The organism is Hafnia sp. CBA7124, assembly GCF_002355555.1.
Lineage (GTDB): Bacteria > Pseudomonadota > Gammaproteobacteria > Enterobacterales > Enterobacteriaceae > Hafnia > Hafnia alvei.
On the sequence record NZ_AP017469.1, the window covers coordinates 57,414 to 71,982 of the forward strand.

Annotated in this window: 15 protein-coding genes; 9 read left to right on the top strand and 6 right to left on the bottom strand. The window is 41.7% G+C overall.

Translation table 11 applies throughout. From position 1 onward, the window contains the following. The first annotated feature begins 6 nt into the window (after window positions 1-6). On the top strand, window positions 7-174 hold the full coding sequence (gene rpmG / locus CPY98_RS00290) for a 50S ribosomal protein L33 (RefSeq protein WP_001051798.1): 168 nt from the start codon (window positions 7-9) through the stop codon (window positions 172-174). Between the two features lie 115 nt (window positions 175-289). Beyond that, window positions 290-1,099, top strand: coding sequence for a bifunctional DNA-formamidopyrimidine glycosylase/DNA-(apurinic or apyrimidinic site) lyase (gene mutM / locus CPY98_RS00295; RefSeq protein ID WP_043490157.1), 810 nt, complete (start codon window positions 290-292; stop codon window positions 1,097-1,099). Between the two features lie 3 nt (window positions 1,100-1,102). On the opposite strand, the gene coaD is transcribed toward mutM, so the two are convergent. Next, a complete protein-coding gene (gene coaD, locus CPY98_RS00300) occupies window positions 1,103-1,582 on the bottom strand; it encodes a pantetheine-phosphate adenylyltransferase (protein ID WP_025801513.1) in 480 nt (159 codons plus the stop codon). An 11-nt stretch (window positions 1,583-1,593) separates the two neighbouring features. Further along, window positions 1,594-2,871, bottom strand: coding sequence for a lipid IV(A) 3-deoxy-D-manno-octulosonic acid transferase (waaA, locus tag CPY98_RS00305; protein ID WP_096385909.1), 1,278 nt, complete (start codon window positions 2,869-2,871; stop codon window positions 1,594-1,596). Window positions 2,872-3,309: 438 nt separating this feature from the next. Here waaA and rfaQ point away from each other — a divergent pair, with 438 nt between their 5' ends. From rfaQ to CPY98_RS00340, 7 genes are read left to right on the top strand one after another with little or no spacing between them, the layout of a single operon-like run. Further along, complete coding sequence (gene rfaQ / locus CPY98_RS00310; protein ID WP_096385912.1) at window positions 3,310-4,383, top strand: lipopolysaccharide core heptosyltransferase RfaQ; 1,074 nt, start codon at window positions 3,310-3,312, stop codon at window positions 4,381-4,383. Continuing rightward, the gene (locus tag CPY98_RS00315) at window positions 4,383-5,507 is read left to right on the top strand and encodes a glycosyltransferase family 4 protein (RefSeq protein WP_096385914.1); all 1,125 of its coding nucleotides are present in this window, start codon (window positions 4,383-4,385) and stop codon (window positions 5,505-5,507) included. Before rfaQ ends, CPY98_RS00315 begins: the two co-directional genes overlap by 1 nt. After that, entirely contained in the window at window positions 5,500-6,297 is a 798-nt protein-coding gene (gene rfaP / locus CPY98_RS00320; RefSeq protein ID WP_096385917.1) for a lipopolysaccharide core heptose(I) kinase RfaP, read from the top strand. The genes CPY98_RS00315 and rfaP overlap by 8 nt, the downstream gene beginning before the upstream one ends. A gap of 38 nt (window positions 6,298-6,335) precedes the next feature. Next, entirely contained in the window at window positions 6,336-7,343 is a 1,008-nt protein-coding gene (waaO, locus tag CPY98_RS00325) for a lipopolysaccharide 3-alpha-galactosyltransferase (protein WP_096385918.1), read from the top strand. 28 nt (window positions 7,344-7,371) lie between these two features. After that, window positions 7,372-8,097, top strand: a complete 726-nt coding sequence (gene rfaY / locus CPY98_RS00330; RefSeq protein ID WP_043490161.1) for a lipopolysaccharide core heptose(II) kinase RfaY — start codon at window positions 7,372-7,374, stop codon at window positions 8,095-8,097. A gap of 9 nt (window positions 8,098-8,106) precedes the next feature. Further along, the gene (waaZ, locus tag CPY98_RS00335) at window positions 8,107-8,886 is read left to right on the top strand and encodes a 3-deoxy-D-manno-oct-2-ulosonate III transferase WaaZ (RefSeq protein WP_025801506.1); all 780 of its coding nucleotides are present in this window, start codon (window positions 8,107-8,109) and stop codon (window positions 8,884-8,886) included. A 45-nt stretch (window positions 8,887-8,931) separates the two neighbouring features. Further along, window positions 8,932-10,017 (top strand): glycosyltransferase family 9 protein, encoded by a 1,086-nt coding sequence (locus CPY98_RS00340; RefSeq protein WP_096388696.1) that lies wholly within the window; start codon window positions 8,932-8,934, stop codon window positions 10,015-10,017. Window positions 10,018-10,043: 26 nt separating this feature from the next. On the opposite strand, the gene rfaL is transcribed toward CPY98_RS00340, so the two are convergent. The 4 genes from rfaL to rfaD are packed head-to-tail and all read right to left on the bottom strand — an operon-like array spanning window position 10,044 to window position 14,272. After that, window positions 10,044-11,270, bottom strand: coding sequence for an O-antigen ligase RfaL (gene rfaL / locus CPY98_RS00345; RefSeq protein WP_096385921.1), 1,227 nt, complete (start codon window positions 11,268-11,270; stop codon window positions 10,044-10,046). Between the two features lie 28 nt (window positions 11,271-11,298). Next, on the bottom strand, window positions 11,299-12,258 hold the full coding sequence (gene rfaC, locus CPY98_RS00350) for a lipopolysaccharide heptosyltransferase RfaC (protein ID WP_096385923.1): 960 nt from the start codon (window positions 12,256-12,258) through the stop codon (window positions 11,299-11,301). Continuing rightward, window positions 12,258-13,307: an ADP-heptose--LPS heptosyltransferase RfaF gene (rfaF, locus tag CPY98_RS00355; RefSeq protein ID WP_025801502.1), complete on the bottom strand. Its 1,050-nt coding sequence runs from the start codon at window positions 13,305-13,307 to the stop codon at window positions 12,258-12,260. The genes rfaC and rfaF overlap by 1 nt, the downstream gene beginning before the upstream one ends. Before the next feature lie 35 nt (window positions 13,308-13,342). Beyond that, on the bottom strand, window positions 13,343-14,272 hold the full coding sequence (gene rfaD, locus CPY98_RS00360) for an ADP-glyceromanno-heptose 6-epimerase (RefSeq protein WP_096385926.1): 930 nt from the start codon (window positions 14,270-14,272) through the stop codon (window positions 13,343-13,345). Between the last annotated feature and the right edge of the window lie 297 nt (window positions 14,273-14,569).

Below are 14,569 nucleotides of genomic sequence, written 5' to 3' on the forward strand. Positions count from 1 at the left end.
TGAATCATGGCTAAAGGTATTCGCGAGAAGATCAAGCTGGTTTCGTCTGCTGGTACTGGTCACTTCTACACCACTACCAAGAACAAACGTACCAAACCAGAAAAACTTGAACTGAAAAAGTTTGATCCGGTTGTACGTCAGCATGTGATCTACAAAGAAGCTAAAATTAAATAATTTTAGTGGATTTAAGAAAACCCAGCTTCGGCTGGGTTTTTTTTATTCTAAAATGCCCCCACATGGTGATTGTAGCCATCAGCAGATGGCAAATGCCTTTGAGTTGGGGAGTAAAATGCCAGAACTACCAGAAGTAGAAACTAGCCGCCGAGGGATCGAACCTTTTTTAGTCGGCCATTCAATCGAACATCTTGTGGTTCGCCAACCTAAACTCCGATGGCCAGTCTCTGATGAGCTGCTTCGATTAAGCGATAAGCCGGTGCTTAGCGTGCAGCGTCGTGCCAAGTATTTGCTGATTGAGTTAGCTGATGGATGGATTATTGTTCATCTTGGTATGTCTGGTAGCGTTCGTATCTTGCCCGCCGATGAACCCCCTCAAAAACATGACCATGTCGATATGATCTTGTCGAGTGGCATGATGCTGCGTTACACCGACCCGCGCCGCTTTGGTGCTTGGCTGTGGTGTAAAGATTTAGACTCATCCAATGTATTAGCTCATCTTGGCCCTGAGCCGCTCAGTGACGAGTTTGACGGTGATTACCTGTATCAGAAGTCACGTAATAAGAAGACCGCCGTAAAGGCGTGGCTGATGGATAATAAGGTGGTAGTGGGCGTCGGAAATATTTATGCCAGTGAATCATTGTTTACCGCACGCATTAGCCCCGATCGGCCAGCCGGTTCATTAACGAAAAAAGATGCTGATGTGCTGGTGGTAACCATAAAAGCAGTGCTACTACGTTCGATTGAACAGGGTGGTACGACTTTGAAAGACTTTTTGCAGTCCGATGGTAAGCCGGGATATTTTGCGCAGGAACTACAGGTCTATGGCCGCGCAGGGGAAGCATGCCGAGTGTGCGGCGAGAAAATACTGAGCGGAAAGCATGGGCAGCGCACGACGTTTTTTTGCCCACGCTGCCAGAGGTAGGATCTAGATAAGTTTCTCACTCAGTGCCTGAGCAATGATCTCAGGCACGAAAGGAGCGATATCGCCACCGTGGCGAGCGACTTCTTTCACCAGAGAGGATGAGATAAACGACCATTCTTTGGAAGGCATAAGAAAAACGCTTTCTAATGTCGGCATCAAATGGCGGTTCATATTTGCGAGCTGCATTTCATATTCAAAATCAGAAACAGCTCTGAGACCACGAACCAAAATATTGGCATTTTGGTGCTGAGCGAAATGCGCCATGAGTTCGCTAAACCCTAAAACTTCCACATTAGGCAGATGAGCTGTCACCTGAGTCGCTAAGGCAACACGTTCTTCGAGACTGAACATCGGTTTTTTACTTGGGCTAGCAGCAATCGCAAGAATAACGTGATCAAACATGTTAGCGGCACGAGTCACTAAATCTAAATGACCGTTGGTCATCGGATCAAAAGTACCGGGATAAATGGCGCGCTTTTCCATGGTTACCGCTCTCAATGGTTCTTTACGGGAAGATAAGGTTCAAGCAGGTGTAACAATTTCTGTAATGCACCCTGATTCTGATATAGCACTTCGACGGCGTGGCGACCATAGTAGCTACGGTAGTCTTCATCAGTTAACAGCGTCGTGATCTCTTTTACCAAAGACGCTGCATCTGTCACGGTAATTAAACCATCGGCCTGTTCTAGTCTGGCACAGATGTCTTTAAAGTTGATGGTATGTGGGCCCATAAGCACAGGGATTGCGTGCGCCGCGGGCTCCAGCGGATTGTGCCCGCCTCGTTCGACTAAGCTACCGCCGACAAAGGCAAGATCGGCGATACCGTATAGCAACATTAATTCGCCCATCGTATCGCCAATAACGACTTGAGTTTTGGCTGAGGGAATTTCTCCAGATGAACGAGTGATGTAGCTTAGGTCTGCTTGCTGCGTCAGCTTAATGGCGTCGTTGAAACGTTCAGGGTGACGTGGGACAAGAATAAGCAACAGCTCAGGGAAATGCGCTAGCAGCTGTTTGTGAGCATCAATCAAAATGGCTTCTTCGCCTTCGTGGGTGCTGGTTGCAATCCAAACTTGACGATGCGGTGCCCACTGGCGTCGGAGTGTCACCGCTTTAGCTGCGAGCTGTGGCGTGACAGAAATATCGAACTTTAGACTGCCAGTGACGGCCAATTGGGATGGTTTTAAACCCAAGGAGATAAAGCGTTCACCGTCTTCTTGGTTTTGCGCGGCTATCAGCGTGATACGACGCAAGATATCACGAATAAAACTACCGAGTTTTGCGTAACCTTTTGCCGAGCGGGCAGACAAACGTGCGTTGGCAATAACTAGCGGTATCTGGCGTTTATTGAGCGCGGTAATCAGGTTTGGCCACAGTTCAGTTTCCATGATGAGAACTAGCTTCGGGTTAACGCGGTCTAGAAAGCGATTAATGGAACCTGGTAGATCATACGGCAAATAGACATGCTGAACGTCCTTGCCAAACGCTGACTGCACACGCTCTGAGCCCGTTGGCGTCATCGTGGTTACTGTGATCGGTAGCGTTGGATAGCGATGGCGCAAGGCTCTAACTAACGGGATCGCCGCCAGCGTTTCCCCTACGGAAACAGAGTGCAACATGATCCCACCGGAAAGCATTTTGTTTGAGCAAAAGCCATATCGCTCCGCCCAACGCTTTCTATAGGCAGGAGCTTTACGACCACGCATCCACAATCTGATCCAAATGAGCGGCTGGATTAGGTAAAGCAGTATGGTGTAAAGCGTTTGAAGCATAAGAGGTTTGTATGGTAGGTAAACTTGGTTGGGATTCTAAGTATTTAACTAAGGCAAAGCCATCACTTTTGGTCTTCAACTACCTGAAAAACCGAGAAATCACTTACAACTCATTGTTAATAATGTGGTTTTATGAAGATTGTATTATTAATTGATAAAATCAATTCGATAGATAATGTTTTGCAGGGCCGCGTTTTCTTTTGTCATAGATAATTCTCTTATTAGTTTGATTTTAAATGATTTATTAATTTTTGTTAGAAATAAGGAATTCGGCACCTGCAATAACTAGTGATACAATAGCAAAATATAAACAGAGAAGATTTTATCAGTGAATTGGTTGCTGTAGAGCCAAGGGCGGTAGCGTGCCTATTCGCGGATCGCGTTTATGCATGAGTTTTCGCATACAGCGTCTTATAACCCGATAGATAAGAGCGGCAAGTGGATAAACAATATAAAAGAATACTCGTCATCAAGCTTAGGTTTCATGGAGACATGCTGCTGACAACTCCAGTCATCAGTACGCTAAAGCTCAACTATCCAGATGCTAAAATCGATGTCTTATTATATGAAGACACTATGCCAATTCTCTCGGAAAACCCTGAGGTTAATGCACTCTACGGGATCAAAAATAGAAAAACATCAGCATTCGAAAAACTACAAAATGTAGCGAAGACGATTAGTTTGCTGAGGAAGAATAATTACGATTTAGTGATTAACCTGACAGACCAGTGGCCAGTCGCTTTTTTAGTTAAATGCTTGCAGGCTAAAGATAAAATTTCGCTACAGTTTCACCACCGTAAATCGATATTTTGGACAAGCTGCTTTAGTGAATCGGTCGAACCTAAAGGTACACATATCGTAGAGCGTAATTTATCGACTCTTGCTCCTCTGGGTTTGCAAAAAATCATCACTGAAACAAAGATGAGTTATCTGCCCGATCATTGGCATACCATTCAGCAGCGGCTCTCTGAGAACGGTGTAGATAGCCAGCATTATGTTGTCATTCAGCCAACGGCTCGCCAGATGTTTAAATGCTGGGATGAAGAAAAATTCTCAGAGGTTATTGATTCATTGGAATCTCGTGGGTATAGCGTGGTGCTAACCTCAGGGCCAAGCGCTTCTGATATTGCCTGCGTAACTAAAATTAAAGAGCACTGCAAAATAAAGCCTGTTACAGCGTTGGCCGGTAAAACATCGTTCCCCGAGCTTGCGGCTCTGATTGATCATGCGTCTCTGTTTATTGGCGTTGATTCTGCACCGATGCACATTGCTGCGGCACTGAAAACGCCAATTGTTTGCTTATTTGGCGCCACCGATCACCGGTTCTGGCGTCCGTGGAGTGATAATTTCGTTATGTTTTGGGCGGGTGACTACCAACCAATGCCTACGCGAGACAATCTGGATCGCCATCGCAAGTATTTATCCTGCATCCCTGCAAGCGACGTTATTGGGGCTACAGAAAAGCTTTTGGAAGCTAGCTCAGATGAACTCATTCCTAGGGATAGCGAATAATGAATATTGCGTTCTGTTTATATAAATATTTTCCGTTTGGTGGATTGCAGCGCGACTTTCTACGTATTGCACTGGCATGCCAAGCTCGTGGGCATCATATCCGTGTTTATGCGATGTCTTGGGAAGGTGAACGTCCAGCAGATTTCGAATATATCCAAGTGCCAACTCGCTCACATTCAAACCATGGCCGAAATAAAGAATATAGTGATTGGGTAACACATGATCTGCAGACCAATCCAGCCGACATAGTGGTAGGCTTCAACAAGATGCCGGGGCTCGATTATTACTATGCCGCAGATGTGTGTTATGCCGAAAAAGTGGCACAGGAAAAAGGATTTTTCTACCGATTAACTTCACGTTATAAGCACTATGCCGAGTTTGAGCGCGCGGTATTTTCAAATGAAAGCCACGCTGAGTTGCTAATGCTGACCGGCAAGCAAATTGCTGATTTCAAAAGGCACTATCAAACTGCGCCTGAGCGTTTTCATATTGTTCCGCCAGGAATATCTTTAGATAGAAAATATGATCACCGTGCAGCCAATATTCGCGAGGATTTTCGTCAGCGTAATGCTATTGCTGATGATGAATTGTTAGTGCTACAGGTGGGGTCTGATTTTAAACGCAAAGGCGTTGATCGAACGTTGCGTGCAATTGCTGCATTGCCAATGGCGACTAAGGTAAAGACAAAGTTAATTGTTGTAGGGCAAGACAAGCCTAAGCGTTATCAAGCACTCGCCGCGAAATTGGATATTTTATCTCAGGTTCAATTTTACTCTGGCCGAGATGATATCCCTGAATTAATGGCTGCTGCGGACGTGTTAATGCATCCTGCATATCAAGAGTCAGCGGGTATCGTTTTAATTGAGGCGATTGCGTCTGGCTTGCCGGTTATTACAACAGAAACTTGTGGCTATGCTCATCACGTTGCTAGCGCTGATTGTGGAGTGGTGATTTCTGAGCCATTCGAACAAACGCAGTTAAATGAAGTTTTAGCGCGCGGGCTAGATGACAAAAAACTAAGAGAAACATGGTCCGAACACGCTAAAGCGTATGCGGATAAAGAAGATCTGTATAGCTTGCCAGAAAGAGCGGCGGATCTCATTTTAGGTGGTAAAAATGATTGAGTTAAAAGAGCCCTTAACCACATTGTGGAAGGGAAAAGATCCTTTTGTTGAAGTAGAGAAGCTTCAAGGAGAGGTTTTTCGTGCTTTGGAGACTCGTAAAACGCTTCGTTTTTCTTTAGCAGAGAAATCATATTTTATTAAAATTCACTATGGCACTACGCTAAAGGAAGTTTTGAAAAATCTGATTTCTTTCCGTATACCTGTATTGGGTGCCGATCGTGAGTGGAAAGCGATTCACCGTTTGTACCAATTAGACGTTGATACCATGAAAGGGATTGGCTTCGGTCAAACGGGAGCTAATCCGCTGACGCGGAAATCTTTTATTATTACTGAAGATTTGGCGCCCACAATTAGCCTAGAAGATTACTGTGCTGATTGGAAGCAAACCCCCCCTGATTTTCGTATTAAGCGTATGCTAATTAAGCGATTGGCAACAATGGTGAGGAAGATGCATCGTGGTGGGGTAAATCATCGCGATTGTTATATTTGCCATTTTTTACTTCATTTGCCGTTCGATGGCGATGAAAATCAGCTCAAATTATCGGTTATCGACTTACACCGATCGCAGATCCGTGACAAAGTGCCGAAGCGTTGGAGAGATAAAGATCTGATTGGTTTATATTTCTCATCTTCCAATATTGGGCTGAGTAAAAAAGACATTCTTTATTTTCTTAAAATTTATTTTGATGCTCCGTTGCGCCAAACATTGACGCAAGAGCGGGAATTGCTAGAAAAAGCGATTACTAAGTCTGAAAAAATTAAAGAACGTACTATACGCAAATCGCTATGACCGATCTTTCAGTGTATTGAGAGGATAAGTGAGAAACTATGTTTTTCCATGAAGAGCAGTACATCAAGGACGTCATAACATATATTGGTAATAAACCTGACGATAGCAGCCAATATCAGAATATTGCTTACGGTACGGATAAAAATTTTTTGTTTGGCTGTGCAGTATCAATCACGTCATTTCTTATCCATAATTCAGAGCTAAAATTTAATTTCCATGTGTTCACCGACTCTTTTTCTGAGAGCGATAGAGAAAAATTTAAAGCATTAGCCGAGCAATATAAAACTAACATCTCTATTTATCTCGTTAATGCGGATAGTTTAAAATCTCTGCCGGAAAATAAGCTTTGGACATATGCTATTTACTTTAGATTCATTATTGCTGATTATTTTAGCGGGAAGTTAGAACGCATTATATATATTGATTCTGATGTTGTATGCAATGGTTCAATACAAGAACTTGTTCATCTTCCTCTGAATGGTGCTGTGGTTGCTGCAGTTACTGAGCGTGATGAAAAGTGGTGGCTTCAACGTGCTGAGGTGTTAGGGAATGATCTGATCGCCAAAGGGTATTTTAATACGGGTGTCTTGGTGATTGACCTAGCTGAATGGCAAGCACTTGATGTTAGCATGCAGGCTATGAAGTCATTAAACGATAGTAATATAAGAAGCAAACTGACTTATTACGATCAAGATGTGCTTAATATAATCTTAGCTGGGCGGGTACTGTTCTTAGATAAGAAATACAATACACAATTTAGTTTAAATTATGAACTAAAAAAGAATTGTAAAAGCCCTGTTGACAAAAATACGGTACTCATTCACTACATCGGTCCAACGAAGCCTTGGCACGAATGGGCTCAATACCCCAGTGCGACACCGTTTTATCAAGCGAAAAAGCACTCCCCTTGGGGGATGACATCGCTGATAAAGCCTCAGAGTAGTAGCCAGCTTCGCTACTGTGCTAAACATAAATTTAACCAGCATAAATCTTTTGAAGGCATCTACTTTTACTTTATGTATTTTGTAAAGAAAATGTTTGGATGAAGTTCAATATCAATATTCGGATATTTTCATGATAGTTAGTAAAAATATAAAAAATTTCAAAGTCTATATTAAAGACAATAATGAAATTTACGAAAAGATATTCAGAGATTTCCTCAATAATGATCTTGATGTCATAAAAGTATTTCGTAGTATCGAAGACACCAAGGTTTCATTGATTAATACTCCCCATGGGAAATTTGTATTCAAGGTTTTCGCACCAAAAGAAAAAAAAGTTGAACGTTTTTTTAAGTCTTTTGTTAAAGGTGACTACTACCTGAATTTGTTGCTTCAAACTGATAGAGTAAGAAATGAAGGAATTACATTCCCGAATGATTTCTATCTGTTAGCGGAGAAAAAAATATTTAACTACGCTAGCGTATTTATCATGATAATTGAATTTGTTGATGGTATTGAACTATCGGATGTTGAAGATTTCAATGAAAGCATTCGTACTGAAATTCATGCTAAAATGAATGAGTTACATCAGCATAATATGGTTTCTGGTGATCCGCATAAAGGCAATTTTATTTTATCACAAGATGGAATAAGAATTATCGATTTATCGGGCAAAGCGTGTAATGCAAAGCGGAAAGCCAAAGATAGAATTGATATGGAAAGACATCTTAATATTGATAATGCTGTTAATGATTTTGCTTATTATTCTGTTGTGTATAAAAACATTTTACGTCAAAAAATAAAATCATTTAAAGCAAAAATAAAAATGTTTTTAGGGTTTAAAAAACGTAAGGCCTGAGTTAATTTTATGAATCATCCTCAATACATTTCAAAAAATGATGTAGATATGTTGATGAAAGAGAAGATGCATGAAAATGCAGTTATTTTTCTTTCAGGCCCAACATCGGTAAATACACCAATTTCATTACTCAATAAATCAGATGTCATAGCGGTCAATGGCTCTGCTCGTTATCTCATTGAAAATGAAATTAAACCATTTATTTATGTATTAACGGATGACAGATTTTTATTACAAAGAAACGATGACTTTAAGTTTTTTGTTAAAAATAGCCAACATACTATAGTTAATTGTGATGTGTTTGAGAAAGCAAGTTTAGAGGATAAGCAATTTCTGCAAGAAAATTGTCACATCATGAAAATGCTTTATAAAAGAGAGAAGGGTGGTTTTTTTAAAAAGATAAAATTCAAAATTTTGTCACTGAGAAATAAAAATATTTTAATTGATGTGCCAATGTCAAAAAGAAGAAGATTAGTTGGATTTAGTTTAGATATTAGTGATGGATATTGTTCTTGTCATACCGTGGCATATGCTGCAATCCAAATCGCCTATAGTTTACGTTATACAAAAATCATATGCTCTGGGTTAGATTTAGTGGATTCGTGCTCTCGCTTTTATGATAAGAATGGAGAGTCATCTATGCCTTCCGAACTAAGTCGAGATTTAGGGAAAATACTTCCATTCTTTCAATTTATGAAAAGTAACGTCAAAGATATTGAAATATATAACTTATCAAATAATACGGCAATTGATTATAAAATAATCCCGTATCTAAATATGAAAGAATAAGTGGTTTTAGTTAATTTTGTTTGGAATTTTATTGGAGTCTCATCAGTGAAATTAGGTTCCTTTCACAGAAGAAAGAAAGTTTTTATTAAAGACTTTAAAATTTTCATGATGATGGTTTTGTTTTTCCGTTTTAAAAAGCCTGTTTTTGAAACGAAAAAAATAAAAAACATTTTAATCATGAGAGATAATAATAAGCTTGGCGATATGATCATATTCACTCCGCTTTTTCGTGAGTGTCATCGACTAGGCCTCGATGTATCTGTCGTTACGGGTGATGTATGTGCTGAGTTGCTAAGCGAAAATAAAAATATTAAACATATATTCGTCTGTAAAGAACATTTCTTTAATATGTTTTTTCTCGCTCTAAAATTGAGAAAGAAAAAATATGATTTAATTATTGATCCACTTAATGAAGTGCATAGCTATCGAAGTATCATGATGATGCAGGTAATCAATCCCAAACATATTCTAGGTTTTAATAAGGAAGGAAAATATAAAACTTATGATATTAGTTTGTCGGAAGACCTATCATTAAATCGGCATACATCTGAAAGAATTAAATCAATTTTACAAAAAATAAATCCCGATATAGATCTTGATAAAATAGATATGTCATATGAGTTACCGATCTCCTCGGATGTCGATAACACGGTGAAAAAATATCTAGAGCGTTTTAACGGAAAAACAACCGTGTTGCTAAATCCGTTCGGTGCGCTAAAAACACGAAAATTTAGCTCTGCTAAAATTAATTCGATTGTCGATCTTATTAAGAAAAAGATCGCAAATCCAGTAATAATTATTTCTGGTCTTGAGTCAGAAATTAAGGATATAGAGATAGATGGTGTAGAGAAAACACCGTTTACGCGGTATATACATGCGACATCGTTGGTAAAGCAAGTCGATTACATTGTTTCTGTTGATACATCGATAGTTCATGCAGCTACTGCATTTAATAAACCTATCGTAGCTTTTTATCCGATGTCTAAAGCTCGGGTTAATTCACAGCCTTTAACTTGGGGGCCAAACAGCGAACATGCTATTCAGGTATTATCGGATACGCGAAATGTTGAAGATATTCCTGATGACATTATCAAGTATGCTATTGAAAATATGATCTCGATGAGAAGTTAAAAGGGCCCAGTTGGGCCCTTTTATTTTTAGTTATTTATGTAGTATTTTTTCGCATGTAAAGCGAGAAGAATACCAATGATAACCGCAATGTTTTCAATTCTTACCGTTTCGAAAGCGCCTCTAACAACAAAGTCACCAATTAGTATGAGCGTCAAGATGAGGAATGCATCTTGTGCAGGACCATTGCTTTCACGGTACCCTTTGATACTCGAAACTAATGTTGATGCTAATAAATAATAAAGTGATGCTAACCCGATTATGCCGCCTGCAAACCAGATGGAAAGCGTCAAGTTATGCGGTCCGATAGATTTTTTAAAACGCCAGTCAGGGTAGCTTGGAGAGCGTTCATTATAAACATGATGATAAAGATCGTTACCAAAGCCATAGCCTTTGATGGGATTTTCAAGGATAAGATCGAGTGCTGCGCCCTGCGTACCATTTTCATAACGGCCGCTACTGTCAGTTTGTTGCAGTTTGTAGAATAACGTTTTGACCTGCTGTGGATCTTTTTGATGAACGGCAAATAGGCCGAAACCAATCACGACTAGTGCTATCAAAGGTAGCTTCCATTCGCGTTTAATCAGTGCCCAAATCAATGCGGGAACTGCTAATGATAGCCAAGTTCCTCGTTGCAGTGTACCAAGCATGAGGATAGCGAAAATTGCTGCAAGTACGAAAAATAGTATTTTGTACTTTTTGCTAGGTATAACCCATAAAGTGAGTATGGCAGGGAATATAAATATTAGAGTATCTGAAATTCTGCGGTGTTCGGCTTTTGTAAATGGCATAATACCGATTTTGTACTCTTCAATATATTGATGAATCTCTGTTCCGGTTAGGATAACCAGCGTGGTGATAAGAGCCGCTATTAGCATAGTGGCTATTTTGCTGTTGTCTTCTTTGTGAAGAACAGCTGCAATCATCACGGATACCAGAAGCATTTTTTCAAACACTGTATTTAGAGCACGCTTTAGGCTTAGCGATGGTTCTACTGAAATTGCTATTGCATATATTATTGCGATGCAAAAGATAGTTAAAGATAAGAAAAGGTTATTCTTGAAAATGCTGAATATTTTTTTCCTCTGCTTAACAATATAAACTAATCCAGTTATGTATATAGCGTAGCTAATTGCATGTTTGTATCGACTTACCCCATCAAAAAAATAGGTTACTATAAATAAAAATACAATAGATCTATTCCATATAGACTGCCAATCGATATTCCTTCTCTGATTTGGTAGTACTGAGCTCATATATACTCCGAAGATAAAACCGTTCTTATTAAATTTTAGCTAAAGCGCTATATACAGTATTAGCTGATAAATTAGTTAATGATTTATCCTGAGAACAACACGCCACCTGATTTTCTCCATATCCTCCAATCAGTCCCGGATCGGTTGGACCATACAGCGTAATATTTGGTCGATCGAGTGCGGCTGCGAGATGGCTTAACCCAGTATCGACAGATACAACGGCCTTCGCCCCCGCCAATACTTCCGCCACCTGTTCTAACGATAAACGTGGCAGCACCTCTACATGACTGAAACCTTCAGCCAAGCGCTGAGCGCGTTGGTGCTCATGTTCCGCCCCCCAAGGTAATTTAATCTTCATACCTGTAGGCTCAACCAGAGCAATAAGGTCACGCCAATGTTCTTCTGGCCAGTGCTTATCGTCGCGTGTTGTTGCATGTAAGAACACGAAATACTGGCCGTTATCCGCTGGGAGATGGCTGAGGAAACGCTGAGAGATAGCGTAGTCCCCTCTGCTTTCTGGTTTTGTGTAGCCTAAGCTCAGTGCAAATAACTCACGTGTTCTTTCGACCGCATGCATTTTTTTATTAATGCTGTAGCGATGATTGAAGAACCAGCTGGCGAAGGGTTCACGAGCGCTTTGACAGTCTTGTCCGTGGCGCGGGCCTTTTGCTATACGGGTGATTAACGCGGCGCTTTTTATCAGCCCCTGAGCATCAATGACGGCATCATAGGTGCGGCGCTGCACTTCTCGTTTGAAATCACAGCGCTCTTGACGTGTATTAGCGCCAAACCAGTTCTTCCTCCAGCGGCGGATAGCCACTGGGATCACGCGATCGACCGCAGGATGCCAGCTTGGTATCTGCGCGAACCCTTCTTCTACCACCCAATCAAATTTAATACCTGGAATGGCATGCATAGCATCTGTCAGTGCTGGTAGCGTGTGCAGCACATCGCCCATCGATGAGGTTTTGACAATCAAGACATGCATTACTGCTGGGTATCCTTTGGTAATAACTCGTTCAATGCTTGCATAACAACATCAGGCTGAATATCGATCAGGCTCTGGTGATAGCCTTGATTTGCATCACCTTTGCGTATTTTGAGATAACCCGTAATCAGGCGGATAACTTTAGCTTTGTTTGACAGCGGCGGTGTGAAATCTGGGCTGCTAGGGCCATAAAGCGCGACTAATGGTTTATCAAGCGCGGCGGCTACGTGCATTAGGCCGGAGTCATTGGTCACAATCGCCTGACATGCCGCAATTAATATCACGGCTTGATCTAAGTTTGTTTGCCCTGCGACATTCAAACAATATTCGCGGGCGTCTTCAGTTAGCGCTTGGCAAATTTCTTCACCGGCTTCGTGGTCTTTGGCTGAGCCAAATAGAGCCACCTGATATCCTTGTTCAATCAGTTTTTGCGCTAACGCGGCATAGTGGTAGTGCGGCCATCTCTTCGCTGGGCCAAATTCAGCGCCAGGACAGAAACCAATAATTGGGCGGTGGTCTGTCAGATTAAACGCCGCCGCTGTTTCAGCAATTTCTTCATCTGAGACGCTGAGTGCTGGCCAAAGCAGTGGTTGAGGCAAATCTTTGGCAGATTTTATCTGCTGTGCCGGATAAGCCAATGCGACATACCGTTCAACCATTAACGGGAATGCGGCTTTATCGAGCTGGCGGACATCTGTCAGCAAGCCATAGCGCATTTCACCTTTCCAACCTGTTCTAGCCGGAATGCGTGCAAAGAAAGGGATTAACGCAGATTTAAACGAGTTTGGCAGTACGTAGGCACGATCATAGCCTTTATCACGCAGGCTTTTGCCTAAGTGGTAGCGCTCGCCCAGCGCGAAAGAACCATGCCCTAAGGGCATGGCGATCGCTTCGTTAACTTCTGGCATTCGCGCTAACAAAGGACGGCACCAGTTCGGTGCCATCACGTCAATTTTAGCGTCAGGATGTTCGGCCTTCAGGGTTCGATACAAGCTTTGCGACATCATCATATCGCCTACCCATGAAGGGCCGATAACCAGTATTTTCATACCGTGTTTCATTCCTTACGGTTGTGGAGCCGTGTTTAGGCTTTGTTATTCAGCCACGCAAGATATTCGCTCACGCCTTCAGCAACGGTTTTAAACGGCTTGTCATAGCCAGCCGCACGTAGTTTGGTGGTATCAGCTTTGGTGAAACCCTGATAGCGGCCTTTTAGTTTGTCTGGGAAAGGAATGTAGCTGATGCTGCCTTTCTGATGATAGGCAACAACCGCGTCAGCGACGGCTTGGAATGATTCAGCACGGCCAGTACCGCAGTTAAAGATGCCAGAGACACCTTTCTGCCAGAACCACAGGTTCACATCAGCAACGTCGCCTACATAGATGAAGTCACGTTTGAAGTCATCGCTGCCTTCAAACAGCTTTGGATCTTCGCCGTTGTTGATTTGGTTATTCAGATGGAATGCAACGCTTGCCATGCTGCCTTTATGACCTTCACGAGGACCATAAACGTTGAAGTAGCGGAAGCCACAGATCTGAGATTCTGCCTCTGGTAGGATCTGACGAACGTACTGATCGAACAGGAATTTGGAGTAGCCATAAACGTTTAATGGGCCTTCGAATTCGCGTTCTTCAGTGAATTGTTCAGTTAAGCCATAAGTGGCGGCAGAAGATGCGTACAAGAATGGGATCTGGCGTTCCAAACAGAAATGCAGCAGCTCTTTGGAGTACTGATAGTTGTTATCCATCATATACTTGCCATCCCATTCGGTCGTGGATGAGCATGCACCTTCATGGAAAACGGCTTCGATATCGCCGAAATCATCGCCCGCCACAACGCTGGCAATAAAGTCTTCTTTATCCATGTAGTCGGTAATTTCTAAATCGACCAAATTAACAAATTTAGTGCCATCTTTAAGGTTATCGACCACGAGAATGTCGCTGTAGCCTTTATTATTCAGTGCTTTAACGATGTTGCTGCCGATCATGCCAGCGCCGCCGGTTACAATAATCATGAGATTTACCTTTAAATAAACGAAACAGTGGCGCACAACGCCCCACGTTATATGACCTCATAATAGCATTTCATGCTTAAGCATTCAGCGTATAGGGCATGAATCTGAATCAAAAGCCCCTAAATTAGGCCTCATACTGTCATGAGTGGTGTATGGCGACTAATTCATAACTGAAAGTAATTATTTCCCGTAATCTGAAAACAGCGTGATATCTGCTGCATTTTTCACATTCTGTGAGTTACAAACTCGTTTCATTTGCAACAAGACAGTAATATGTTTCACAAACTTGCCCATCCA

What these genes read in the sequence shown, in the direction of transcription:
- rpmG (WP_001051798.1), top strand. Translation starts at nt 7, where the DNA reads ATGGCTAAAGGTATTCGCGAGAAGATCAAGCTGGTTTCGTCTGCTGGT.
- mutM (WP_043490157.1), top strand. Translation starts at nt 290, where the DNA reads ATGCCAGAACTACCAGAAGTAGAAACTAGCCGCCGAGGGATCGAACCT.
- coaD (WP_025801513.1), bottom strand. Translation starts at nt 1,582, where the DNA reads ATGGAAAAGCGCGCCATTTATCCCGGTACTTTTGATCCGATGACCAAC.
- waaA (WP_096385909.1), bottom strand. Translation starts at nt 2,871, where the DNA reads ATGCTTCAAACGCTTTACACCATACTGCTTTACCTAATCCAGCCGCTC.
- CPY98_RS00315 (WP_096385914.1), top strand. Translation starts at nt 4,383, where the DNA reads ATGAATATTGCGTTCTGTTTATATAAATATTTTCCGTTTGGTGGATTG.
- rfaP (WP_096385917.1), top strand. Translation starts at nt 5,500, where the DNA reads ATGATTGAGTTAAAAGAGCCCTTAACCACATTGTGGAAGGGAAAAGAT.
- waaO (WP_096385918.1), top strand. Translation starts at nt 6,336, where the DNA reads ATGTTTTTCCATGAAGAGCAGTACATCAAGGACGTCATAACATATATT.
- rfaY (WP_043490161.1), top strand. Translation starts at nt 7,372, where the DNA reads ATGATAGTTAGTAAAAATATAAAAAATTTCAAAGTCTATATTAAAGAC.
- waaZ (WP_025801506.1), top strand. Translation starts at nt 8,107, where the DNA reads ATGAATCATCCTCAATACATTTCAAAAAATGATGTAGATATGTTGATG.
- rfaL (WP_096385921.1), bottom strand. Translation starts at nt 11,270, where the DNA reads ATGAGCTCAGTACTACCAAATCAGAGAAGGAATATCGATTGGCAGTCT.
- rfaC (WP_096385923.1), bottom strand. Translation starts at nt 12,258, where the DNA reads ATGCATGTCTTGATTGTCAAAACCTCATCGATGGGCGATGTGCTGCAC.
- rfaF (WP_025801502.1), bottom strand. Translation starts at nt 13,307, where the DNA reads ATGAAAATACTGGTTATCGGCCCTTCATGGGTAGGCGATATGATGATG.
- rfaD (WP_096385926.1), bottom strand. Translation starts at nt 14,272, where the DNA reads ATGATTATTGTAACCGGCGGCGCTGGCATGATCGGCAGCAACATCGTT.